Annotated in this window: 20 protein-coding genes and 1 tRNA gene; 4 read left to right on the plus strand and 17 right to left on the minus strand. The window is 70.5% G+C overall.

Translation table 11 applies throughout. The features are described from left to right. Positions 1-41 precede the first annotated feature (41 nt). The 5 genes from RMT89_RS36310 to RMT89_RS36330 form a co-directional block, all read right to left on the minus strand. Positions 42-1,697, minus strand: a complete 1,656-nt coding sequence (locus RMT89_RS36310) for an AMP-binding protein (RefSeq protein ID WP_315888024.1) — start codon at positions 1,695-1,697, stop codon at positions 42-44. A 40-nt stretch (positions 1,698-1,737) separates the two neighbouring features. After that, complete coding sequence (locus RMT89_RS36315; protein ID WP_315888025.1) at positions 1,738-2,253, minus strand: hypothetical protein; 516 nt, start codon at positions 2,251-2,253, stop codon at positions 1,738-1,740. A 102-nt stretch (positions 2,254-2,355) separates the two neighbouring features. Further along, on the minus strand, positions 2,356-2,961 hold the full coding sequence (locus tag RMT89_RS36320; protein ID WP_315888026.1) for a lytic polysaccharide monooxygenase: 606 nt from the start codon (positions 2,959-2,961) through the stop codon (positions 2,356-2,358). A 117-nt stretch (positions 2,962-3,078) separates the two neighbouring features. After that, positions 3,079-4,188, minus strand: coding sequence for an SPFH domain-containing protein (locus tag RMT89_RS36325; protein WP_315888027.1), 1,110 nt, complete (start codon positions 4,186-4,188; stop codon positions 3,079-3,081). A 68-nt stretch (positions 4,189-4,256) separates the two neighbouring features. After that, positions 4,257-5,570, minus strand: a complete 1,314-nt coding sequence (locus RMT89_RS36330) for a peptidoglycan-binding protein (RefSeq protein ID WP_315888028.1) — start codon at positions 5,568-5,570, stop codon at positions 4,257-4,259. Between the two features lie 185 nt (positions 5,571-5,755). Between RMT89_RS36330 and RMT89_RS36335 the strand changes: the two genes are divergently transcribed. The 3 genes from RMT89_RS36335 (at position 5,756) to RMT89_RS36345 (ending at position 10,160) form a co-directional block, all read left to right on the plus strand. Next, positions 5,756-5,829: transfer RNA gene (locus tag RMT89_RS36335), tRNA-Lys, on the plus strand. A gap of 423 nt (positions 5,830-6,252) precedes the next feature. Beyond that, on the plus strand, positions 6,253-8,226 hold the full coding sequence (locus RMT89_RS36340; RefSeq protein ID WP_315888029.1) for a glycosyltransferase family 2 protein: 1,974 nt from the start codon (positions 6,253-6,255) through the stop codon (positions 8,224-8,226). Beyond that, positions 8,223-10,160 (plus strand): kelch motif-containing protein, encoded by a 1,938-nt coding sequence (locus RMT89_RS36345; protein ID WP_315888030.1) that lies wholly within the window; start codon positions 8,223-8,225, stop codon positions 10,158-10,160. Before RMT89_RS36340 ends, RMT89_RS36345 begins: the two co-directional genes overlap by 4 nt. A 78-nt stretch (positions 10,161-10,238) precedes the next feature. On the opposite strand, the gene RMT89_RS36350 is transcribed toward RMT89_RS36345, so the two are convergent. After that, a complete protein-coding gene (locus tag RMT89_RS36350) occupies positions 10,239-11,261 on the minus strand; it encodes a glycoside hydrolase family 6 protein (protein ID WP_315888031.1) in 1,023 nt (340 codons plus the stop codon). A 160-nt stretch (positions 11,262-11,421) separates the two neighbouring features. Between RMT89_RS36350 and RMT89_RS36355 the strand changes: the two genes are divergently transcribed. Beyond that, on the plus strand, positions 11,422-12,198 hold the full coding sequence (locus RMT89_RS36355; RefSeq protein WP_315888032.1) for a GAF and ANTAR domain-containing protein: 777 nt from the start codon (positions 11,422-11,424) through the stop codon (positions 12,196-12,198). Between the two features lie 262 nt (positions 12,199-12,460). Here RMT89_RS36355 and RMT89_RS36360 read toward each other — a convergent pair whose 3' ends face one another. From RMT89_RS36360 to RMT89_RS36410, 11 genes are all read right to left on the minus strand, one after another. After that, positions 12,461-13,126: a class F sortase gene (locus RMT89_RS36360; RefSeq protein ID WP_315888033.1), complete on the minus strand. Its 666-nt coding sequence runs from the start codon at positions 13,124-13,126 to the stop codon at positions 12,461-12,463. Between the two features lie 2 nt (positions 13,127-13,128). Next, positions 13,129-13,665, minus strand: coding sequence for a hypothetical protein (locus RMT89_RS36365; protein WP_315888034.1), 537 nt, complete (start codon positions 13,663-13,665; stop codon positions 13,129-13,131). Positions 13,666-13,768: 103 nt separating this feature from the next. Continuing rightward, complete coding sequence (locus tag RMT89_RS36370) at positions 13,769-14,548, minus strand: HAD-IIA family hydrolase (protein WP_315888035.1); 780 nt, start codon at positions 14,546-14,548, stop codon at positions 13,769-13,771. A 75-nt stretch (positions 14,549-14,623) separates the two neighbouring features. Further along, positions 14,624-16,153 carry an alkaline phosphatase family protein gene (locus RMT89_RS36375; protein WP_315888036.1) on the minus strand — a complete coding sequence of 510 codons (1,530 nt, stop codon included), beginning with the start codon at positions 16,151-16,153 and terminating at the stop codon, positions 14,624-14,626. A gap of 151 nt (positions 16,154-16,304) precedes the next feature. Beyond that, positions 16,305-17,360, minus strand: a complete 1,056-nt coding sequence (locus tag RMT89_RS36380; protein ID WP_315888037.1) for a 2-aminoethylphosphonate ABC transporter substrate-binding protein — start codon at positions 17,358-17,360, stop codon at positions 16,305-16,307. A gap of 37 nt (positions 17,361-17,397) precedes the next feature. Next, on the minus strand, positions 17,398-18,195 hold the full coding sequence (locus RMT89_RS36385) for an ABC transporter permease subunit (RefSeq protein WP_315888038.1): 798 nt from the start codon (positions 18,193-18,195) through the stop codon (positions 17,398-17,400). Continuing rightward, on the minus strand, positions 18,182-19,117 hold the full coding sequence (locus RMT89_RS36390) for a 2-aminoethylphosphonate ABC transporter permease subunit (protein ID WP_315888039.1): 936 nt from the start codon (positions 19,115-19,117) through the stop codon (positions 18,182-18,184). Before RMT89_RS36390 ends, RMT89_RS36385 begins: the two co-directional genes overlap by 14 nt. Beyond that, on the minus strand, positions 19,110-20,162 hold the full coding sequence (locus tag RMT89_RS36395; protein ID WP_315888040.1) for an ABC transporter ATP-binding protein: 1,053 nt from the start codon (positions 20,160-20,162) through the stop codon (positions 19,110-19,112). Before RMT89_RS36395 ends, RMT89_RS36390 begins: the two co-directional genes overlap by 8 nt. Beyond that, positions 20,159-20,833: a phosphonatase-like hydrolase gene (locus RMT89_RS36400; RefSeq protein ID WP_315888041.1), complete on the minus strand. Its 675-nt coding sequence runs from the start codon at positions 20,831-20,833 to the stop codon at positions 20,159-20,161. Before RMT89_RS36400 ends, RMT89_RS36395 begins: the two co-directional genes overlap by 4 nt. 5 nt (positions 20,834-20,838) lie before the next feature. Next, a complete protein-coding gene (locus RMT89_RS36405) occupies positions 20,839-21,963 on the minus strand; it encodes a TIGR03364 family FAD-dependent oxidoreductase (RefSeq protein ID WP_315888042.1) in 1,125 nt (374 codons plus the stop codon). A 131-nt stretch (positions 21,964-22,094) separates the two neighbouring features. Next, entirely contained in the window at positions 22,095-22,850 is a 756-nt protein-coding gene (locus tag RMT89_RS36410) for a GntR family transcriptional regulator (RefSeq protein ID WP_315888043.1), read from the minus strand. Positions 22,851-23,069 lie beyond the last annotated feature (219 nt).

The raw sequence follows: 23,069 nt of genomic DNA on the forward strand, positions 1-23,069 counted from the left end.
GCGGCTGGGGGTCCGGGGGTTACCCCCCGGTGAACGCAGCATCAGCGGGTCCGGGGTTCGAGTCCCTGGCGGCGCACCTGTGAAGGGCCTCTCGTGGGGACGAGGGGTCCTTCGGCGTCCTCCGGGGTCATTCGGCGGTACGTCGGTTCTCCTGGCGGGCGCCACCACACCGGGTCCGGGCACCGCACGCCCTCACGCCTCAGCAAGGCCCGGTGGATCTTGTTCGTCGCGGTGACCGGCATGCACTGCATGATCCGCACGAACCGGGGCGCCATCTTCGTCCCCAGGTCCGGCTGGGCGAGCAGGAACTCCGTGAAACCCAGCGGATCGAAGGTCCCGGCGATCGTCGCCATCACCTGGTCCCCGGTCACCGGATCCGGCACCGCGTAGACGGCGACGGAGTCGGCGCCCTCGTACCGGGCCAGGATGTTCTCGATCATCGCTGCGGCCAGGTTCTCCCCGTCGACCCGAAGCCGGTCGTCGGCGCGCCCCGCGAAGTAGAGGTAGCCGTCCGCGTCCCGGCAGAAGAGGTCGCCGGTCCAGTACGCCCCGTCCCGCCGCCGCTCGGCCTCCGCCCCCGGATTGCGCCAGTACCCCTCGAAGGGGCTCGGCCCCCGGTTCACCAGCTCCCCGATCGCCTCGTCCCCGTTCAGCAGCCGCCCGCCCGAGTCGAACCGCGCGGGCGGCCGCTCCTGACCCGTCTCCGGATCGAGTACGACCAGTCCGGGCACCGCCCGCCCCACCGCGCCTGCCGGAGTCCCCGGCGACCACTGCACCGCCGCGCCCCCTTCCGAGGAGCCGTACCCCTCCACCAGCCGCACCCCGAACCGCCGCTCGAAGGCCGCCGCGTCCGCCGCCCCCGCCTCGGTGCCGAAGCCGAGCCGCAGCGGGTTCTCGCGGTCGTCGTCACACTCCTCGGTCGCGAGGATGTACTGCACGGCCCGACCCACATACGTGAAGTACGTCGCCCCGTACCGCCGTACGTCCGCCAGGAACCCCGACGCCGAGAACCGCCGCCGCAGCGCCACGCCCGCCCCGGCCGCGAGGGCGGGGGCCCAGTCGGCGATGACCGCGTTGCCGTGGAACATCGGCATGCAGATGTAGTGGACGTCGTCCGGACCGACCCCGAACTGCCCGGCCAGTGACCTCCCCGCGGCGGCCAGGCGGCCCTGGGTGCAGATCGCGGCCTTGGGGGCGCCGGTCGAGCCGGAGGTGAAGCAGAGGAGCAGCCGGTCCCGCGGAGTGGCGCGGGAGGCGTCGGGGCGGGCGTCGGCGTACGGTGCGAGGGTGGCGTCGTACTCCTCGGAGCCGGTCAGCAGGATGCGGACGCCGGGCAGGTCGAGGCCCTTGAGGAGCGGGAGGTGGGCCGGCTCGGTGATCAGGACGCGGCACTCCGTGTGCAGGATGTCCCGGGCCAGCTCCGGGCCTCTGCGGGTGGGGTTGATCCCGGCGACCGCGGCGCGCGCGAGGGCGGCGGCGGCGATCCAGAGCGGGTACTCGGGGGTGTTGTCGAGGAGGACGCCGAGGTGGGGCTCGGCGCCGGGTGGGAGCAGGTCGGCCAGGAGTGCCGCGCGGGCGGCGGCACCGGCGGCGACCTCGTGGTGGGTCAGCGCGCGGTCCTCGCACCACAGCCCTGGGCGGTGGTCGTCCCACCGGTCGGCGACGAGTTCCGCGACCGTACGCCTACGGGAGTCCATGGCGGCGCACGGTAGCTGATGGGCTGTCAGATGTGGAGGGTCACGGAGTCATCGTGACGCTGTCGATCACGACGGTGTCGGTGGTCTCGGTGGTGCCCTCGCCGAAGCCGAAGGGGTCGGACATCTGGCTGTACGTGACCATGAAGCCGACGCAGAACACCGCGACCGCCCCCAGGAACGCCAGGGCGGCGACGGTGGGGGCGGCGAGCCCGGCCCGGCGCCGGGCCCTGGCCGTGGCGATGACCTCGGGGCCCTCGGCGTAGTGGACGGTGACGATGTCGCCCTCCAGCGTCGTCGCCGGGCCGTCCTCCTCCTCGAAGCGGACGACACGGCCGTCGCGCGCCCTGAACTCGTAGACGTGATGGAGCGTGGTGCGCACCGATGTGTCGCCGCTGCCGCCGTGGGTCGTCGTGAACATCCGCAGACAGCGCGCCTCGGCCTTCAGACCGCTGTTCCAGGCCCGGCGCAGCCGCAAGGCGCGGCGCACGATCCGGTGGGCGCCGAGGAGGACCACGGCCAGGATCAGGCCGGGTGCCAGACAGAACAAGAGATCCATGATGCTCCCCCGAGGTCAGGTACCGCTCCCCTACGCCGACTTGGTCGTGCCGGCGTAGGGGGACCGTACCCGCGGGGGGTGCCGGAGTTGCTCAAGCCATGCTCAGAAAGTGACGTCCGAGCAGGCGTAGAACGCGTTGCCGGTGTCGGCGACCGTCCACACCGCCAGGATCACGTGTCGTCCGCTGAGCCCGGACGGCAGCGTGCCGCTGTGCGAGAGCGTGGACGGCGGCCGCTGGTTGTTGTACGGCACCGTCAGGAAGGGCGTGAGGTTGAGGTCGGAGCGGGCCAGATTGTGGTTCTGGTTCCAGCCCGGCTTGGTGACGTAGTACCTGAAGTCGGTCGTGGCGTGCATGGCCGTGAACTGCCAGCGGAACGTGTAGCTCTGACCACCCGTCACCTTGGTCGCGGGCCAGGCCCCGCCCGACGGTGTGCGCGGCGCGCTGAGCTGGCTGAACTGGCCAAGACCCGCGTTGCATATCTGCCCGTCGGCCGGGCCGGAGCCCGGGAAGCCCTTCGGGCCCTCGACGCTCTGCGGCTCCCACTGGATGCTGCCGCAGTTGGTCACGGTGCCGTTCTGGCAGAGCTTCTGCCTGCTGATGGGGAGGTCGGTGTAGCCGTGGCCACTGGCCCCGCCGGACGAGAGCACAAAGGCTCCGGTGGTGGCGAGACCGACCACGGCGGCAGACAACTTGGTCTTTCTGCGCATGCTGCCGCTCCTGGGAACGTGGGGGATGTTCAGTGAGCTGTGCAGGTAGGTCTAGACCAAGTCTGAGAGTATTGCGGTTGGTTGGCCGTGTCCATATCAAGGATGTGTCCATACCAATCAGCCACCGGATTCCCCGCGCCCGGCGCAGAACGCCACCGTCAAGTCCTTCACCAGCGCCTTGCGTTCGTAGTCGTCGAGTTCGACCAGGCCCCGCATGGTCAGCCGGGTCACCGTGTCCTCCACCGAGTCCACCACCGAGGTGAGCACGGAGGCCCGGTGCTGGGCGTCCAGCGCGGCGATCCGGCGCCGGTGCATGGCGGCGGCGACCTCGGGGGCGTACTCGACCCGGACCGGCTGCACCGAGAACACCTCGACGCCGATGGGTGCCGTGTCGGCGGCGACAAGGCGGGTCAGCGCCTCCCCGGCCGCGTCGCCGCCGCCGCGCCCCGACCCCGGTGTCTCCACCGGCACCCGGGCCAGCGCCGCCGCCACGCACTCCCGCAGATACGCCTCGTGGTCCTCGACGCCCAGCGTGGCCCGCGCGGTGTCCCGTACCCGCCATACCGCGAGGACCACGACCCGCAGCGCGACCCCGCTCGCGTCGGCCGCCGGCATCGGCTCGCTGCGCCAGTGCCGCAGCCGTACGTCCACCCGGCGGCGCAGCAGCATCGGGTTGACCCACATCAGGCCGGTGCGCCGGACGGTCCCCCGGTAGCGGCCGAACAGACCGAGCACCCAGGCCCGTCCGGTCCGGCCCCGGGCGAGCCCGCCGAAGCCGAGCAGACCGAGGGCGCCGGCCCCGGCGTAGGCCGCCCACTGCGCCGGGCCCAGGCCCGCTCCTGCGGACGACGGCAGCCGCAGCGCCTCCAGTGCGAGGGGCGGCAGCGTGCCCGCCCACCAGGAGGTGACCGCGCAGCCCGCGAGACCGCAGGCCCCGGCGAGCACGCCCGCCGAGCCCGGCAGCACCCTGGCGGGCCGCTCGACCAGGTCCGGGTCCACCGCGGGCACGGACCGCGCCCGCGCGGGGGCCGGCCGGCGCAGCCGCGGCTGCTCCCCGGTGCCCTGTCGGCGGCTGACCACGGCGGGCTTCAGCGGGACCGACACCGGGTCGGGCTCGTCACGGAAGAGCAGATGGACGGGGATCTCGGTGGTGATCTCGTTCTGGATCAGCCGGGCGGTCCTGGACGGTCCCTCGGACTCCGGTGTCGGTGAAGTGGTCGTGCTCATGCGTGCCTCCAGCCTCCGCGCCAGATGCGTCACAACAGTGGGGGGTAACAGCAGGGGGTACAGATCGATTACGAGAACAGCCGCCGCCAGGTCTCAGGACCCGGATAGCCGTCCGCCGCGCCGCCCCGCCAGCCCTGGGCGCGCTGGAAGGCCTCGACGTTGCGCCGGTCCGCCTCGCCCCAGCGCGGCCCGGGACCGGTCGTGTAGTGCTTGCCGAACCCTTTCTTCACGAGCTGCTTCCCGAGCAGCGTGATGTGACTGTTGTGCGCGCCGGGCCGGAACAGCGCCCGCCCCGGATACCCCGGCACCCCGTGCGAGGACGGCGGCGCGGGCGGTCCGGACGCTCCGGCGGTGATGTCCCTGCCCTTGCCGGTGGCCAGCAGCGCCCAGGTCTGCGGCCCCGGCAGCCCGTCCGCGTCCTGGCCCCGCCAGCCCTGCGCCTGCTGGAAGGCCTGGGTGGCCCGCCGGTCGGCGTCGGACCAGCGCGGCCCGGGCCCCGAGGAGTAGTAGCGCCCCGCCCCGCGCTCGACGAGCATGCGGCCGAGCTGGGTGACGTACTTGTTGTTGGCCCCGGGTCCGAAGTAGGCCCGTCCCGGATAGGGCGCCGCGTCCGGCTCTGCGGTGCCCGGCTTGGCGGTGTCCGGTTTCGAGCCCGCCGTACCGCCGACGAGACCCTTGTAGCGGTAGGCGACGTAGCGGTCGGAATTGCTCCAGTAGGCGTACGGAGTGGCCTGCCTGCGGGCGTACGGGCGGGTCTCCTCGTAGGCGATGTAGTAGGTGTGCGTGTAGTCCGTCCAGCCGCCGAAGATGACGACGTGCGAGCCCTTCTCGGGGTCGTCCGGGTTGTGGAACAGCAGAATGTCGCCGGGCTGCAGATCCTCCTTCGGGATGCGCACGCCGTACTGGTCGAGCGAGCCCGTCCACTCGTTGCCGGGCAGGCTCCAGGCCATCGAGACGAAGCCCGAGCAGTCCTGCCGGTACCCGTCCGGCCAGTACTGGTACATGCTGTACGGCACCTTCGCCGCGACCCACTGCTTGGCCCGCTTGATGATCTCCGCCCGGGTGGTCCCGGGCGCCTTGGCGGGCTTCGCCGGGACCCCGCCGGGGCCGTGCAGCGGGGCCTTGTCGCCCTGCGGGGTGTCGGGCTCGTCGGCCGCGGGAAGGCTCGGCCGACCGGGTGCCTGCGGGGCCGCGAGCGCCGGTACGGCATGCCCCGCGCCGAGCGCCGCCGAGGCGGCGGCCGCCACGATCACGGTCCGGTGGGCCGGGTGGGCGCCTCTGCGCCCGGCCGCGGAATGCGGCAGGACGCGGCGCCAGTGAACGCATCCGGGGCACTCGCAGTCGCTCACGGGATCGAATTCCTCGAAGACCGGAGTCGCCATGCGATTCCCCTCACAATCCGGATGGAAATGTTCGCTCCTGTGCACATTCGTCAGTTTCTCAACTGTCTTCCGAGTGCGCATGCTGACGGTCCGAATGATGTACGGCACCCCCCTGACCGGGGCCGGAGCGGGGGCGGGCGGTCCGGAGCACCCTCCGGGGTCCGGTAGAGTGGTGACGTCAGCAGGCGCCGCTAGCTCAGTTGGTTAGAGCAGCTGACTCTTAATCAGCGGGTCCGGGGTTCGAGTCCCTGGCGGCGCACCGACACCACAGCCCCTCGCCTGCGCGAGGGGCTGTCGGCGTTCTGGCACCCCGGGCGTCCACAAGGAGCACACAAGACCCCCACAGGCGCCACAATGAACGCGTATGACCGGTAAACACCGCGTTTCGCATCTTGCGATCATGCTGAACGCCGTAGAACCCTGGTCCTTCAAGCTGCTGCCGTTACGCGGCAGTTGGGGGGGGCAAGGAGCCGGTTGCCCGTTTCAACGGGGAGAGGGGCCCCGTTCATGAACGGATGCCGAGGGGGGCATCATGCAACCGGAAGGTCGCGTTTCCATGTCTATGAAGTGGAAGACGTGGTGACTGTGACCCACCACTGATACGTCTGTGAAGGTCGAGGGGGACCGAAACAGACGAAGGAACCGACAGACACGCGGTGACCTGCGTGTGGGGGGATGACTCATGACGTCGACGCCGACGGGCGCCCGGCCGGACTCCGACCCGTCACAGACCACTCAACTCAGAGTGCCATCTCACCGGACCGGGGCGTTCAGGCGCATCAAAAGGACCCTGCCGAAGTACGACTACGAGCACTACAGCCGGCTGGCAGGGCCCCTCACCCAGCCCGATCCGCACAAGCCGTACCGGGTGCAGTACCGCTCGCTGCTCTCGCAGGAGCCGCACCGCATCCGCGTCGCCCTGATGCTCGCCGCGGCGCCGCTGCTCTCGCTGGTGCTGCTGGCCTGGCTGCTGCAGCCCGAGCACTGGACCCAACGCGACTACCCCGCCTATGACTTCCTGTCGGCGCTCGACATAGTGATGCTCGTCTCGATCGGTCTGATCGAGTTCTTCCGCTGCATGAACGTCCTGTCCAACGCGCACGCCACCCTGGTCGCCCGCGACCCGATCCCGGTGGTGCCCGAGACCGGCACGAGAGTGGCCTTCCTCACCTCCTTCGTGCCCGGCAAGGAACCGCTGGAGATGGTGACGAAGACCCTGGAGGCGGCGGTCAAGCTGCGCCACCGGGGCCTGCTGCACGTCTGGCTGCTCGACGAGGGCGACGACCCCGAGGTCAAGGAGGCCTGCGCCCGGCTCGGCGTGCACCACTTCTCCCGCAAGGGCATCGCCAAGTGGAACCAGGCCAAGGGCCCGCACCGCGCCAAGACCAAGCACGGCAACTACAACGCCTGGCTGGACGCGCACGGCGACAACTACGACTACTTCGCCTCCGTCGACACCGACCATGTGCCGCTCCCGAACTACCTGGAGCGCATGCTCGGCTTCTTCCGCGACCCGAACGTCGGCTTCGTCATCGGCCCGCAGGTCTACGGCAACTACGACAACTTCGTGACCAAGGCCGCCGAGTCCCAGCAGTTCCTGTTCCACGCCCTCATCCAGCGCGCGGGCAACCGCTACGGCTCCCCGATGTTCGTGGGTACGTCGAACGCCGTACGGATCAAGGCGCTGAAGCAGATCGGCGGTCTGTACGACTCGATCACCGAGGACATGGCGACCGGCTTCGAGATCCACCGCCACAAGAACCCGGCGACGGGCAAGAAGTGGCGCTCGGTCTACACCCCGGACGTGCTCGCGGTCGGTGAGGGCCCGAGCGCCTGGACGGACTTCTTCACCCAGCAGATGCGCTGGTCGCGAGGGACGTACGAGACGATCCTCAAGCAGTACTGGAAGGGCTGGTACTCGCTGCCGCCGAGCAAGCTCTTCAACTACACGATGATGATCATCTTCTACCCGATGTCCGCCCTGAACTGGATCCTCGCGGCCCTCAGCTGCGCCCTGTTCCTGGGCCTCGGTGCCTCGGGTGTCAACATCGACCCGACGATCTGGCTGATGCTCTACGGCAACGCCTCCGCGCTCCAGATCGGCCTCTACGTCTGGAACCGCCGCCACAACGTCTCGCCGCACGAGCCGGAGGGCTCCGGCGGTGTGGCCGGCATGGTGATGTCCGCACTGTCGGCGCCGCTGTACGCCAAGGCGCTGATCGACTCGGTGCTGCGCCGCAAGAGCAAGTTCGTGGTGACCCCCAAGGGCGACTCGGCCAGCCCCGACCGCTGGTTCGGGACCTTCCGCTACCACTGGTACTTCATCCTGATCTTCGGCGCCTCGATCGCCGCCGGTTTCGTCTACGGGAACGCGCACCCCGCGATGGTCATCTGGGCGACGTTCGCCATGCTGATCACCGCAACCCCGATCTTCGCCTGGCGGCACATGCTGCGGCGGGCGAAGAAGAAGCCTCCGGCTCCCGCGCAGCCGGAGGCGCCGGCGCCGATGGTGCCGCACCAGGCTCAGCCGCTGCCGGCCCAGCCGGGCGCGCATCACAGCCCACAGCACAAGCCGAGTTGGGCCGCCTCGCAGGGCGGCGGCACCGACCAGACCATGCAAATCGCCCTGGGTGGACTTGGGGGACGTAAGGAATGAAAGACCAGGCCGGCCGCCGCCGTGTCCGTCGACTCGCGATAGGCACGGCGGTGGTGCTCGCGCTGGCCGGGATGAACGGTCCGTGGCTCTACCGCTTCGGCACCGAGAAATACCACCAGTACCAGATCAACAGACCCGAGTACAAAGCCGACAACGGTCGCTGGGAGATCGTCGAGTTCCCCGAGGAGTACCGCCAGAACACCATCCACGCGGCGCTGCTGCGCACCGGGAAGGTGCTGCTCGTCGCGGGCTCCGGCAACAACCAGGAGAACTTCGACGCGAAGAAGTTCGACACCCGGATCTGGGACCCGGTCAAGGGCACCATCAAGAAGGTGCCGACGCCGAGCGACCTGTTCTGCACGGGGCACACGCAGCTGGCGAACGGCAATCTGCTGATCGCGGGCGGCACCAAGCGGTACGAGAAGCTCAAGGGCGATGTCACCAAGGCCGGCGGCCTGATGATCGTCCACAACGAGAACCCGGACAAGCCGATCACCCTGCCCGCGGGCACCAGGTTCACCGGCAAGGAGAACGGCAAGACGTTCGTCTCCAAGGACCCGGTGCTGGTGCCGCGGGCGAAGAAGGTCTTCGACAAGGAGACCGGCGAGTTCCTGCGCAACGACCCGGGGCTCGGGCGCATTTACGTCGAGGCGCAGAAGAGCGGCTCCAAGTACGAGACCGGCACCGAGGACAACTACCGGGTGCAGGGCCTGTCGGGTACCGACGCGCGTAACACGTACGGCATCGCGCAGAAGCTCGCCCTTGACAAGAAGGACTTCCAGGGCATCCGGGACGCCTTCGAGTTCGATCCGATCGCCGAGAGGTACATCAAGGTCGATCCGATGAAGGAGGCCCGCTGGTATCCGACGCTCACGACGCTGAGCGACGGGAAGATCCTCAGCGTCTCCGGGCTCGACGACATCGGGCAGTTGGTGCCGGGCAAGAACGAGGTCTTCGACCCCAAGACCAAGAAGTGGTCGTACACGAAGACGATCCGGCAGTTCCCGACCTATCCGGCGCTGTTCCTGATGCAGAACGGGAAGATCTTCTACTCCGGGTCCAATGCGGGGTACGGGCCCGACGATGTCGGGCGTGACCCCGGTATCTGGGATGTGGACACCAACGAGTTCACGAAGCTTCCCGGGTTGAGCGACGCCGACCAGCTGGAGACCTCCGGGACCGTGCTGCTGCCTCCGGCGCAGGACGAGAAGTACATGGTCATCGGCGGCGGAGGCGTCGGTGAGTCCAAGCTGTCCACCGAGAAGACCCGGATCATCGACCTCAAGGCGGACAGCCCGAAGTTCGTGGACGGGCCCTCGCTGGACAAGGGGACGCGGTATCCGTCGGCCTCTGTGCTGCCGGATGACTCCGTGCTGGTGTCGGGCGGGTCCGAGGACTACCGGGGGCGGGGGGACTCCAACATCCTTGAGGCCCGGATCTACAACCCTTCGAGCAACTCCTTCGATCAGGTCGCGGATCCTCTGGTCGGGCGGAACTACCACTCCGGTTCGATTCTGCTGCCCGACGGGCGCGTCATGTTCTTCGGTTCGGACTCGCTGTACAGCGACAAGGCGAACACCAAGCCGGGGAAGTTCGAGCAGCGGATCGAGATCTACACCCCGCCGTATCTGTACCAGGGGTCACGGCCGTCGCTGTCCAAGGGGACGGAGACCATTGAGCGCGGCGAGTCCGGGACCTTCACCTCGCAGCACGCCTCCTCCATCAAGAAGGTGCGGCTGGTCCGGCCCAGCGCGGCCACACATGTGACGGACGTGGACCAGCGGTCCATCGCGCTGGACTTCACGACCGAGGGGAACAAGGTGACGGTGACCGTGCCGGAGAACAGGAACCTTGTTCAGGCCGGGTGGTACATGTTGTTCGTTGTGGATGATCAAGGGGTGCCGTCAGAGGCGCAATGGGTCCGGGTTCCATAGCGCCTCCGGCGGATGGGGGTTCGCGGGGCTGGTCGCGCCGCGCGGCGGTAGCCGCACATCGACACAGCCCCGCGCCCCTCAGGGGGTTGAAGCCTTGGCCAGCTTCAATGCGTAGTCGGGCCACCACTGCCCTGCCTTCGGGCCGCCCTTGCACTCGCCGTCCGACTCACCCGGGCGCTTGACCCAGACGTACGCGTCGACCAGCGGGTCCGCCGTCTTGGTGGTCGGGGTCTCCCCCAGTGCGCGGCCCGGCGGGTTGCACCAGCGCTCGCCCGGGTCGCCCTCCGCGTAGGGGCCGTTGCCGTTGCGGCTGGTGTCGATGACGAAGGGCTTGTTGCCCACCTTGGCCGACAGGTTCTTGCCGTACTGGATGGATTCCTCGGTCGTGTAGAAGTTCGACACGTTGACCGAGAAGCCGTCCGCCTGGTCGATGCCCGCCCGCCTGAGGGGCTCGAAGATCTGGTCCGGGTTGCCCCAGCCGGCGTTGCCCGCGTCCAGGTACACCTTGGTGTTCTTCAGGGACTTGAGCTTCTCGATCGCGCCCTTGAGGAGGTCGTAGCGCTCCTCGTGGAACTCGTCCGGGGTGCAGCCGTCCACCAGGTGCAGGACCGCGTCCGGTTCGAGGACGACCGTGGCCGAGCGGTCGCCGATGCCCTTGGCGACACCGTCGATCCAGGCGCGGTAGGCGTTGCCGTCGGCGGCGCCGCCCTGTGAGTACTGGCCGCAGTCGCGGCGCGGGATGTTGTAGAGGACCAGCAGGGCCGTACGGCCCGCCTTGTCGGCGGCCTCGGTGAAGCCGCGGGCCTCCTCCTCCGGGTTCTCCGGCCCGATCCACTCGCCGGTCGGCTGCTCGGCGATCTTGCGGATCTGCTCGGCGTCGGAGTCCTTGCCCGCCTTCTCGTAGGCGGCCACCTGCTGGGCCGCGTTGCCTTCCGGGTTGACCCAGAACGGGTCGACCTCCTTGGGCTGCTGGGTGATACCGGCGCCGGCGCCGTCCCGCTCGTCGCCCCCGTCGTCCGAGGAAGAACAGCCCGCGATCAGCAGTGCAGCCCCCAGCACCACCGCGGACGCCCCCCTCCGGCCCCCCCTGCTGCCGTACATCCAACTCCCCCTTGGGTGCACCGTTCCAAGCCTCAATCCTGACACACGCGTGCTGCGGCACACGAGATCGACCGGGCCTTGTCCAAGAGCTGTTACACCCTCAAGGGCGAGGGTAGGTGCGCCGCTGAGCGGGGAGGCCGACAGGGGAAGGGAAGTGGGCATGCACTACACCACCCGGGAGACTCGGCTGGCCGCCGCGCTGGTGGAGGCGGCGGACACCCTCACCGACGGATTCGAGACCACCGACTACTTACAACGGGTCTCCGACCATTGCGTGGAACTGCTGGCCGCGCGAGCCGCCGGGTTCATGCTGATCGACGGAGGCCGCACCGTCTCCCTGGCCGGGAGCAGCCGGCAGCGGGAGATCGCGCTCGATCTGCTCCAGGCCCAGTCCGGCGGCGGGCCCTGCCTGGACAGCTACGGCACCGGGAAGCCGGTGCCGCCGGTCTCCATCAGCGTGGCGCACGCGGGTTCCCGCTGGCCGGGGTTCACCGAGCGGGCGCTGCGCCACGGGGTCGCGGCGACGTTCGCGGTGCCGCTGCGGCGCCGGGAGACGCTGCTCGGCGCGCTCAATGTGTTCGTGCCGACGCTGCCGGACGACCCGGTGGCGGGCGGCGACGGGGAGCTGCGGCTGGCGCAGGCGCTGGCCGACGCGGCGGCCGTGGGGCTGCAGAACCATCGCGCCTACGCCCGCTACCGCACCCTGGCGGGCCAGTTGCAGGAAGCCCTGTCCAGCAGGGTCCGCATCGAACAGGCCAAGGGCATGCTCGCCGAGCGCTGGGGGACCGGCGCGGACCATGCCTTCGTGGCGCTACGGCAGTACGCGCGGCGGCGCCGGCTGCCGCTGGACCGAGTGGCGCAGGCCGTCATCGACCGGGTCGCGGACGACGCGGAGTTGCGCGGCGAAGCCGGGGATTCACCCAGCGGCCACTCATAGCACCCCGTATCACCAGCGCGGATCACGCAGCGCCACCAGCTTTGGCCTTGGCGCCTGTAGGGCTCTAGGCCACGGCCCGCTTCCGTTCTAGAGTCGTATCGGACGGCCCCAGCCCCCGGCCTGTCGCCTCCCCTCCACGATGACCACCAAAGCCTCCCGCGGCTGCCGTCGGGTTACTCCCGCAGCCCGAGCGCGCGCGGTTGAGGACCAGCCCGGTCGGCGGCTTCACGGGGAGCGGGTCGTCGACCGGGCCAGGTGGCCTTCACAGACCGGTGCCCGTGAGGTACGCCGACACCACGACGTTCGCCGTGTAGCTGCGGCTCGCCCGGTCGAAGGTGCCGCCGCAGGTGATGAGCCGGAGTTCGGCGCGGCCGGGCTCGCGGGGTCCGTAGACCTGGCGGGCGTCGAAGCGGTCGCGGGTGACGACCTGGACGTCGTCGACGGTGAACTCGGCGACCCGGCCGTCGTCGCGGATGACCCGGACCCTCGCGCCGGGCTTCAGCGCGCTGATCTTGTAGAAGACGGCGGGCCGGGTCTCGGTGTCCACGTGCCCCACCATCAGCGCCGTCCCGGCCGCGCCGGGTGCCGCGCCGGCGGCGTACCAGCCGACGACGCCGGGCTGGTCGAAGGGCGGCGGGTCGACGGCGCCCTCCGGGTCCAGACCGCGGGCCACCACGGGGGCCTGGACGCCTAGGCCGGGTATGTCCACGCGCTGCGGAAGCGCCTCGTCCAACGGGCCGGCGGGCGGCGGCAGTTCGACATCGGGCGGGCGGCCGACCGCGGCCATGTCGCCGGTGGTGGGCGCGGATATCCCCTGGCGTACGTCGGTGACGTCCCGCCCCCACAGCCACAGCCCGAGCAACAGCACGGCCCAGGCCATGCCCGTCAGCAGACGGCCGGAGAGGGGGGAACGGCTGGATCCGGACATGGTCAGTCCGTCCTGCGGCTCCGGCGGGCGCTTCTGAGCGCCACGGCCGTCGCCGCGACTCCGGCCAGGACCAGGCCGGTGACCGTCTGTGCGGTGCCGGGGCCGGTCGTACGGGCGTCGTCGGCGGTGGAGATACGGGCCGCCGCACCGCCGCCGCCCGCCTTCACGGGGGCGACCGGCGAGGCCGGCGTGGACGGGGTCTTCCCGACCGGGAGCGCGACCGTGCGCCGGGCGTCACCGCAGGTGATCGTGACGTCGTAGGAGCCGAACTCCAGGGAGGACCGGATGCGGCTCTCGCCGACGAGGGTGCCCTCCTCGCCGGTGACGGCGAGCTTGATGTCGGTGACGAAGGCCGCCGATACGGCGCTCGCCGTCCGTTCGGCACAGCCCGTCACCCGCAGCGCGACCTCGGCGCCCGGCGCGGGCGAGGCGGGGGTCACCGAGATGCCACCTCCTCCGTCCGCCGCGTGAGCCGCCGGGGTGAGCACCGCGACGGCCGCCGCGACGCCTGCACAGACAGTGACCTTCAGTGATCCCATCGTGAACCTCCAGATACCTGGAGACTCCTCCTGGGTGCCGGGCCCCGCATCCTCAGCGGGGCCCGACTGCTCCGTATGGGTCGTTTTCGGGTACGTGCGGGTTTTAGATCCGGTCGACCAGGTCCGCGATGGAGTCGACGACCTTGGAGGGCCGGTACGGGAAGTGATCCACCTGCTCGGGCCGGGTCAGCCCGGTGAGCACCAGGAAGGTCTGCATCCCGGCCTCCATGCCGGCCAGCACGTCGGTGTCCATCCGGTCGCCGATCATGGCGCTGGTCTCGGAGTGGGCGCCGATGGCGTTCAGGCCGGTGCGCATCATCAGGGGGTTCGGCTTGCCCGCGAAGTAGGGCTGCTTGCCGGTCGCCTTGGTGATCAGGGCGGCCACCGCGCCGGTCGCGGGCAGCGGGCCCTCGGTGGAGGGGCCCGTCTCGTCGGGGTTGGTGCAGATGAAACGGGCGCCGTCGTTGATGAGCCGGACCGCCTTGGTCATGGCCTCGAAGGAGTACGTCCGGGTCTCTCCGAGGACGACGTAGTCCGGCTCGTGGTCGGTGAGGATGTAGCCGATGTCGTGCAGCGCCGTGGTGAGGCCCGCCTCGCCGATGACGTACGCGGAGCCGCCGGGCCGCTGGTCGTCCAGGAACTGGGCGGTGGCCAGCGCCGAGGTCCAGATGGACTCGATCGGCACCTCAAGGCCCATGCGGCGCAGCCGGGCGTGCAGGTCGCGCGGGGTGTAGATGGAGTTGTTGGTGAGCACCAGGAACGGCTTTCCGGACTCACGCAGCTTCTTCAGGAAGGCGTCGGCGCCGGGGATCGGTACGCCCTCGTGGATCAGCACTCCGTCCATGTCGGTGAGCCATGACTCGATGGGCTTGCGGTCTGGCATGTGCGGGACTCCTGGCATACGTACGGGATGAGCGGAGGGCGCCGGAACCACGGCGTACCGACGCCCTCAGCCTAATCAGGAAGTGCTGACCTTGACCCCGTCGATCACCCAGTACCAGTTGTTGGACCCGGTGTAGCGGAAACGGAAGTTCACGCTGGAGGCGCCGGCCGGGACCGGCACGCTGACGGACTGCGGCTGGGAGATGACGTCGGAGGTGTAGCTCTTGACGGCGGTGGGGGTACCGCCGTTGAAGGAGGCGAGGATCTGGGCGGTCTGGGCGCCTTCCTGCCGGTAGAAGGTGGTGAAGTCCAGACGGACCGAGGTCTTCCCGGTGACGTTGTGGGCGGGGGTGACGAGGGTCGAGTCGTAGGTGCCGGAGAAGGTCTTGTCGGACCACTCGTCGGAGTCGGCGACGGCGAAGACCCCGCGGGAGCGAACGTTGAGCTCACGGGACTGGTCGCGCTGGGTGCGGGACCAGAACTCGTCGGTGGCGAAGGACCAGCCGTGCCACTCGGTCACCCCGCCGGTGCCCATGGCGTTGTTGATGACGGACCAGCCGCTGGGCGGGGTGTGGGTGTAGCCGAGGACGGTCGCCGGGATGCCCGTCTCGTCGGTGCGGGTGGACAGCGTGAGCGCGTCGAAGGGGTCGGTGGACCGCTCCTGGATGGGCTTGCCGTCCAGCCCCCAGGCCGGGTCCACGGTGATGCCTAGCTGCTTGAAGACGGTGGGTACGACGTCGACGAGCCGCGTGTCGATGGGACGGGCACCGGCGGTGATGCCGGGGCCGGTGGCGAGGACGAAGGTGCGGCGTTCCTCGACGGCCGAGCCGCCGTGGCCGCCGGCGTCGAGGTGGCCGTGGTCGGTGGTGACGATGACGGTCCAGCGCTCGGTGGAGTAGCCGGGGCGGGCCTTGATCGCGGCGCGGAGTCTGCCGACGAAGGCGTCCTGTACGGCGATCTGGTTGAGGTAGGCCTGGCTGCCGGCGCCGGAGTTGTGGCCGACGATGTCGGACTGGCCGAAGTAGACGAAGAGGACGTCCGGGTTCTGGTCGCGGATGAGGGCCTCGGCTTCGGAGGCGATGGTGGCGTCGTGGCCGCTGTACCCGTCGGCGTCTCCGTCGAGGACGAGCTTGGCGTCGGCGCCGGGGGTGACGGTGCCCTGGGTGTCGAGGGGCTTCCAGTCGACGGCGGCGTAGGTGGACAGCTCGGGGCGGACCTGGGCGAGGCGGGCGAGGAAGCCGGGGTACTGGCCGTACTTCTTGCCGGTGAAGGTGTTGTCCTTGACTCCGTGCTTGTCGGGCCAGACACCGGTGGAGATCGTGGACCAGCCGGGGCCCGAGGAGGTGGCGGCCATGGGGTTGGCGTAGAGCAGCGAGGTCCCGAAGGTGCCCTCGCTCATCATGGCCTTCAGGTGCGGGGCGTTGGCGGCGGCGATCCGGTCGTAGCGGAGTCCGTCCATGCCGATGACGAGGACCTTGTCCTTGCTGGTGCCGTTGGGGAGGGTCGGCACGGCGTGGGCGGGGACGGGCCCGAGGGCGAGGGCTGCGGCGGTGGTTGCGGTGGCGGTGGCGGTGAGGACGGTGCGGCGGGTCGGGTATGACGTCACGTGATCCTCCGGAGGTGAAGGGCTGTGGGTCGGGGTGCCGCCCGCAGCGGCGGCGGCTTTCAGCGGGGGTCGGGGGGCGCAGCCCCCAGGGGACGGTGGGGGTCCCCCCCTCTGGGGGAGGGCAGGGGCGGCAGGGACGAAAACGCGGCCGTCAGCTGCCCGTTGCCGACTTCCAGTTGTCGACGTGCTTCGTGAGGTTCTTCTCGATGGCGTCCCAGTCCGGCTCGAAGATCTGCACGTCCTTGATGAGGTTCGTCAGGGCGATGGCATCCGCGTCGACCGCCTTCACATCCTGGCGGGCGGTGAAGCCGCCACCGATCTCGCTCACTTGCCGCTGCGCCTTCTGACTGAGCATGTAGTCAAGAAGCTTCTTGCCGTTCTCCGAATGCGGGGCGTCCGTCACCAGACCGGCCGCGTACGGCAGCGCGAACGTCGTCGGCTTGCCGCCCTCCTTCGCCGGGAACCAGATCCCGAGGTTCGGCATGTCCTTGGACTGGGCGTAGTTCATCTGCACATCGCCGTTGGCGACCAGCAGTTCACCCTTGTCGACCTTGGGCGCCAGCTTGCCGGTGGAGGCGGACGGGCCGACGTTGTTGGACTGGAGCTTGCCGAGGTACTCCAGCGCGGCCTCCTCGCCGCCGAAGTCGTGCATCGCCTTGATGAGGACGGCCGTACCGTCGCCGGCGACACCCGGGGTCGAGTACTGGAGCTTGTTCTTGTACTTGGAGTCCAGCAGTTCCTCCCAGGTGGTGGGCGCCTCGGCCAGCTCCTTCTTGTTGTAGATGAACCCGAAGTAGTTGTTGACGACGGAGGTCCACGTCCCGTCGGCGGACTTGTCGGCCCCGCTCACCTGGTCGGCGCCCTCGGGGACGTACTTCTGCAGCAGCCCCTTGCCGTCGGCCTGCTGGATGAACGGCGGCAGCGTGACGAGGACGTCGGCCTGCGGGTTGCTCTTCTCGCGGACGGCGCGCTGCACCATCTCTCCGGAGCCGCCCTCGACGTACTCGACCTTGATCCCGGTCTCCTTCTCGAAGTCCTTGAAGATCTGGTCGTACCAGCCGTCGCCGTTCTCCCCCTTGAGGCCGTCCGCGCTGTAGACGGTGACGACCTTCTCGTCGGAGGCGGCGGAGCTGCCCCCGCAGGCGGACAGCATCGGGGCGGCGACCAGCGCGAGCGCTACGGCGAGCGTGATGCGGTTTCTGGGCATGGCGAGGTGAACTCCAGACAGGGGGAGGGAAGAACGGTCAGCGGTACGAGGCTTTGGTGCGCACGCGGGACACGGCGAACAGGACCAGCAGCGTCGCCGTCATCAGGACCACGGCGATCGCGGACCCGGTGAACAGGGCACCGCGGTCGGTGGCCGCGTAGATCAGGACCGGAAGCGGGGTCCAGTCGGGCGGATAGAGCATCATCGTGGCGCTCAACTCGCCCATGGACAGGGCGAAGCAGAGGCCCGCGGCGGCGGACAGGGAGGGCAGCAGGAGAGGGAGCTTGACCCGCCACAGCACGTACGAGGGGCGGGCGCCGAGCGAGGCGGCGGCCTGCTCGTAGGCGGGGTCGAGGCGGGTGAGCGCGGCGGACACCGACTGGTGGGCGAAGGCGGTGACCAGCACGGTGTGCGCGACGATCACGATCCACCGGGTGCCGTTGAGCAGCATCGGCGGTTGCGAGAAGGCGACCAGCACCGCGAGCCCGACGACGACCGAGGGCACCGCGAGCGGCAGCACGAACAGCGCGTCGAGGACCCGCCGCCCGCGCTTGCCGAGGGCCTGTGCGGTGAGGGCGGCCCAGGTCCCGGTGGCGAGGGCGAGCAGGCTCGCGGTGGCCGCGGTGACGAGGCTGGTGGTGAGCGCCTGGAGGGCCTCGCCGCGGGTGGCGGCCGAGTAGTGCCCGGTCGTGAAGCCGGACGGCAGCACGCTCGACCAGTTGGTGGCGAAGGAGGCGCCGAGGACCACCAGCAGCGGCAGCGCGAACAGCGGCAGGAACAGCAGGAGGAACAGGACCCATACGGCCCACTTGGCCCCGCGGCTATGCACCAGCACGACGGCTCACCACCCGGTACAGGCCGTACAGGCCCACGGAGATCAGGACGTTGACGACGGCGACCACGCAGGCGCCCGGGTAGTCGGACTCCAGGATCGCCTTGCCGTAGACGAGGGTCGGCAGGGTGGTGACGCCCTTGGCGCCGGTGAAGAGCACGATGCCGAACTCGTTGAGGCACAGGACCAGGACCAGGCTGCCGCCGGCCGCGAGGGCGGGCAGCGCCTCGGGCAGGATGATCCGCCGGATGATCCTCGGCGCCCGGGCGCCCAGCGAACTGGCCGCCTCCAGCTGCGCGGTGTCGAGCTGGGCGAAGGCCGCGAGCAGCGGCCGCATCACGAACGGCGTGAAGTACGTGATCTCCGCGAGCAGCACACCCCAGGGCGTGGTCAGGAACTGGAACGGCCCCTCGGCGGCGCCGGTGACGTCCGTCCACAGTCCGTTGGCCATGCCGACCGTGCCGTAGATGAACAGCAGGGCGAGCGTGATCAGGAAGGACGGGAAGGAGAGGAAGACGTCGATGAAGCGGGACACCGCCCGCGCGCCCGGGAACGGCACGAAGGCGATGACCAGCGCCAGCAGAAACCCGAGGACCAGGCATCCGGCGGTGGCGGCGAGCGCCAGCCAGACCGTGGTCCACAGGGCCTCGCGGAAGGCCTCGGAGGCGAAGACATCGGCGTACGGCTCAAGCGAGGTGCCGCCGGTGTCGGGCTTGAGGGACTGCTCGACGACGAGGGCGAGGGGGTAGAGGAAGAAGAGGGCGAGGAGGGCGACGGGCGGGGCCGCCCACAGCAGCCGTCTGGGAGACCACTGAGAACCTTGACAACCCGCCCGACTTGCACCGGATTGCCCCGATCGACTTTTGCGGGCGAACCTGGGCGATCGGGGCGGCCCAAGCAAGATCTTCAGGACACTTCTAGGCATCGGTGACTCCCGCGGTCAGCAGCACCGCGTCCTCCGGCGCGAAGTGCAGGTCCACCGTGTCGCCGAGGGCGGGCGGGTCCCTGAGCTCCCGGAGGTCGGTCATGATCCGGTGGCCGTCGACCTCGACGTACAGCCGATGCGTGGCTCCGCGCCACTGGATCTCCCGGACGGTTCCGGAGAGCCGGTTGGGTCCGTCGCCCACGCCGATCAGGTGCGGCCGTACGCAGAGCGTGGCCCGCGCGCCCTTCGCGAAGCCCGTCGTGTCCACCTTGAGCTCGGCGCCCCCGAAACCGACCCCGTCCGAACCCACCGTCACCGGCAGCAGGTTGGCGTTGCCGACGAAGGACGCCGTGAACTCGTTCGCCGGGGCCCGGTACAGCTCTCTCGGTGTCCCGCAGGCCTGCAGCCGCGTCCGGTCCATCACCGCGATCCGGTCGGCCAGGGTCAGCGCCTCGACCTGGTCGTGGGTGACGTAGAGGATCGAGACGTCCGGCAACTCGCGGTGCAGCCGGGCCAGTTCGGCGAGCATTCCGGAGCGCAGGCGGGCGTCGAGGGCGGACAGGGGCTCGTCGAGGAGCAGCACTCCCGGCCGGATGGCGAGCGCCCGCGCGAGGGCGACGCGCTGCTGCTGGCCGCCGGACAGCTCGCGCGGGTGGCGGCGGGCGTAGGCCGCCATGCCGGTCATCTCCAGCGCCTCGGCGACCCGTACCCGGATCTCGTCGCGGGCGGCCTTGCGGGCCTTCAGTCCGAAGGCCACGTTGTCCTCGACCCGCAGGTGCGGGAAGAGGGCGTACTGCTGGACGACCATCCCGATGCCCCGCCGGTGCGGGGGCAGCCCGGTGACATCACGGTCGCCGAGGAACACCCGCCCGGCGGCGGGCCGCACGAACCCGGCGACCGCCCGCAGCGCGGTGGTCTTGCCGGATCCGGACGGCCCGAGCAGCGCCATGACCTCGCCGGGGGCGACGGTGAGGTCGAGGGCGTCGAGGACGACATTGCCGTCGTAGGCGACGGTGACGCCTTCGAAGCGGATACCGCTGCTCATGCGAGCACTCCCGGCAACTGCGCGACGGACTTCAGCACATGGGTCGCCCCTGCCGACCCCAGCGCCACCGCGTCATGCGCCCCGGTCAGCACGCCGGCGACCACGCCCGCGCCCGCGCGGACGCCGCTGAGCACGTCGTAGGACGTGTCGCCGACGACCGCGATCTGCCGGACGCCGTCCGCCGCGGCCGTACGGAGGAAGGCGGTCAGGACCATGTCCGGGTACGGCCGCCCGCGGCCCCCGGCGTCGGCCGGGCACAGCGTCAGCGGGACCAGGTCCTGCCAGCCGAGCGCGGCGAGGATCGCGTCCTGGGTGGTGCGGGCGAAGCCGGTGGTCAGCACGACCGTGCGGCCCTGGGACTTGAGTTCCTCGATGGCCTCGCGCGCCCCGGGCAGGGCCGCGACCCGGCCGCCGTCGACGAGTGCGGCGTACGCCTCCTCGAAGGCCTTGTTGGCCTGCTGGGCCTTGGCCTCCTCGCCGAACAGATGCCGGAAGACGGAGATCTTGGACTCGCCCATGGTGGCGCGGACGTGGTCCAGCATCGAGTCGGGCTCGGCACCGAGGTGCCGGGCAGCCGCCGTGAAGGCCTGCTCGACGAGGCCACCGTCGGCGACGGTGGTGCCGGCCATGTCGAGGACGACGAGTCGGATGTCGGAGGTCGTGTCGGTCATGGGGATCACCAGCCCAGTTCGTTCGCGGTGGTCTCGGCTATCGCGGGCGAGCAGGTCATACCGCGCCCGCCGGGCCCGGTGACCAGCCACACCCCCTCGCGCACCTGCTGCCGGTGCACGACCCGGGAGGGATCGGTGCACTGGGCGTACACGCCCGCCCAGCGGCGGCGGATCTTCGGCAGCGGACGCCCGAGGAAGGACTCGACGACCTCGACGAGGTGGTCGTAGGGGTCTTCGAGGGTGTCGAAGGCGAAGGGGTGCTCGTACTCGTGGGTGTCGCCGATGGTCAGTCCGCCGTCGGCGCGCTGGACCATGAGCAGTTGCATACGGTGCTCATGAGCCGTGGGCGCCTGCGGCTGCCCGGAGTTGAGGCCGTCGAGGGCCCCGCCGCGGTAGGCCGGGTAGTAGCGGAAGCTGTCGGCGTCGGCGACCGAGGTGGTGAGCGGTTCGCCCAGCGGGTCGGTCTGCATCATCTGGAGCCGGACCCGGCGCACGGGCAGCTCGGGCCCCGCCAGCTCGCGGACGAGCCCGCCGAGCCAGGCGCCGGTGCACAGGAGGACGACGTCACCGCCGTGGACGTCGCCGTGGTCGTCGCGGACCGCGCTGGAGCCGATGACCTCGCGGACCTCGCGGCCCGGCAGGAAGGTGTAGTGCGGAGACTTCAGCAGCTCTTCGCGCAGGGCGAGTTGAGCCGTGCGCGGCTCCACGGCCGCGTCCCGCTCGCAGTACAGCGCGGCGGCGAACTCGCCGCGCAGGGCGGGGTTGAGGGCGCGCGCCTCGGCCGGGGTGAGCAGCTTGTGACCGCGCGCTGCGGCATCCGCACGGCCTACGGCGGCCTCGGCGACGGCGAGTTCGAGGTCGCCGCGGACGGGGGTGAGGGAGCCGTTGGCCCGGAAGCCCAGCTTCGGCACCCGGGCGCCGATCTCCTCCCACAGCTCCCGCGCCCGCAGGGCGGTCTCCAGCTCCTCGCCCGCCGCTCGGCCACTGACCCAGATCTGGCCGAAATTGCGCAGCGAGGCGCCGCGAGCCTCCGGCTCGCGCTCGATCTGTACGACCTCGTGGCCGCGTTCCACTGCTTGCCAGGCGTGCATGGTGCCCACCACGCCGGCTCCGACGACTATCACTCTCACGACGGCAACGCTCCTCGGACTCGGGGAACCGGAATGGTCCGGCTACCAACGGGAGCGTGAACGAGCCAACACATTTGGGCTAGACCCGTTATCTTTTCGTGATGTATCGAGGGAGGCTGTGGGGACGGTTTTCAGCCGCGCAAATGTGCGCTGAAGGAAAAGCGGTCGCCGCGGTAGAGGGTCCGTACGCGCTCCAGCGGCTGCCCCGCCGTGTCCCGCGAGACCCGGTGGATGAGCAGCATCGGCAGGGCCGGCGGGGTGCCGATGAGAAGAGCCTCGCGCGGGGTGGCGAGCACGGTCTCGATGCGCTCGTCGGCGTCGCCGAAGGCGATGTCCTGGGAGTGGAGGTAGGCGTAGAAGGAGGAGTCGGGGTCGAAGTCGGTGTCGAGGCGGGGGACGCGGCCCACCGCGACATACGTGCTCTCCAGGCCGACCCGCTCGTCGTCGGCGAGCAGGACGCGCTCCAGGTGCCAGACGGGTTCGCCACGGGTCAGGCCGGTCTCGGCGGCGAGGGCGTCCGGGCAGGGGAAGCGGTCGAGGGTGACGAGGGTACGGCCGGGGGTGCGCCCCTGCCGCCGTACGCCCTCGGTGTAGCTGGCGAGGGACAGCGGCTGCTCCAGCTTGGGCCCGGCGACGACCGTCCCGCGTCCCTGACGGCGCAACTTGCCCTCCAGCACCAGCTCGCGCAGCGCCTGCCGCACCGTCTCGCGGGCGACGTCGTACTCCTCGGCGAGATCACGCTCGGTGGGAATGGCGCTGCCCTCGGGCAGCTCCGCCACGAGGTGGTCGATGCGCGCCTTCACCGCGTAGTACTTCGGGATGCGCCCGTGCTCGGGGATGCCGGAGCGGACGGGGGCGCCGGGGGCCTGGTCGTTCGGGTAGTCCACGCAGGGATCGTCGCAGACGGCCCTGGCCGGCTCGGCGCCGCCTCGGCGGGAGGGGCGGGGTGGCGGGGGCGGTGACAGCGCGGGGGCGGGGTGGCGGGGGCGGTGACAGCGCGGGGGCGGGGTGGCGGGGGCGGTGACAGCGCGGGGGCGGGCGACGGGGGGCCGACGGTGGCGACGGCGCGGGGGCGGGCCGTGCCGGGGGCGGGCGACGGGGGGCCG

Origin of the sequence: Streptomyces sp. P17 (genome assembly GCF_032436805.1) — a bacterium.
Taxonomy (GTDB): Bacteria; Actinomycetota; Actinomycetes; order Streptomycetales; family Streptomycetaceae; genus Streptomyces.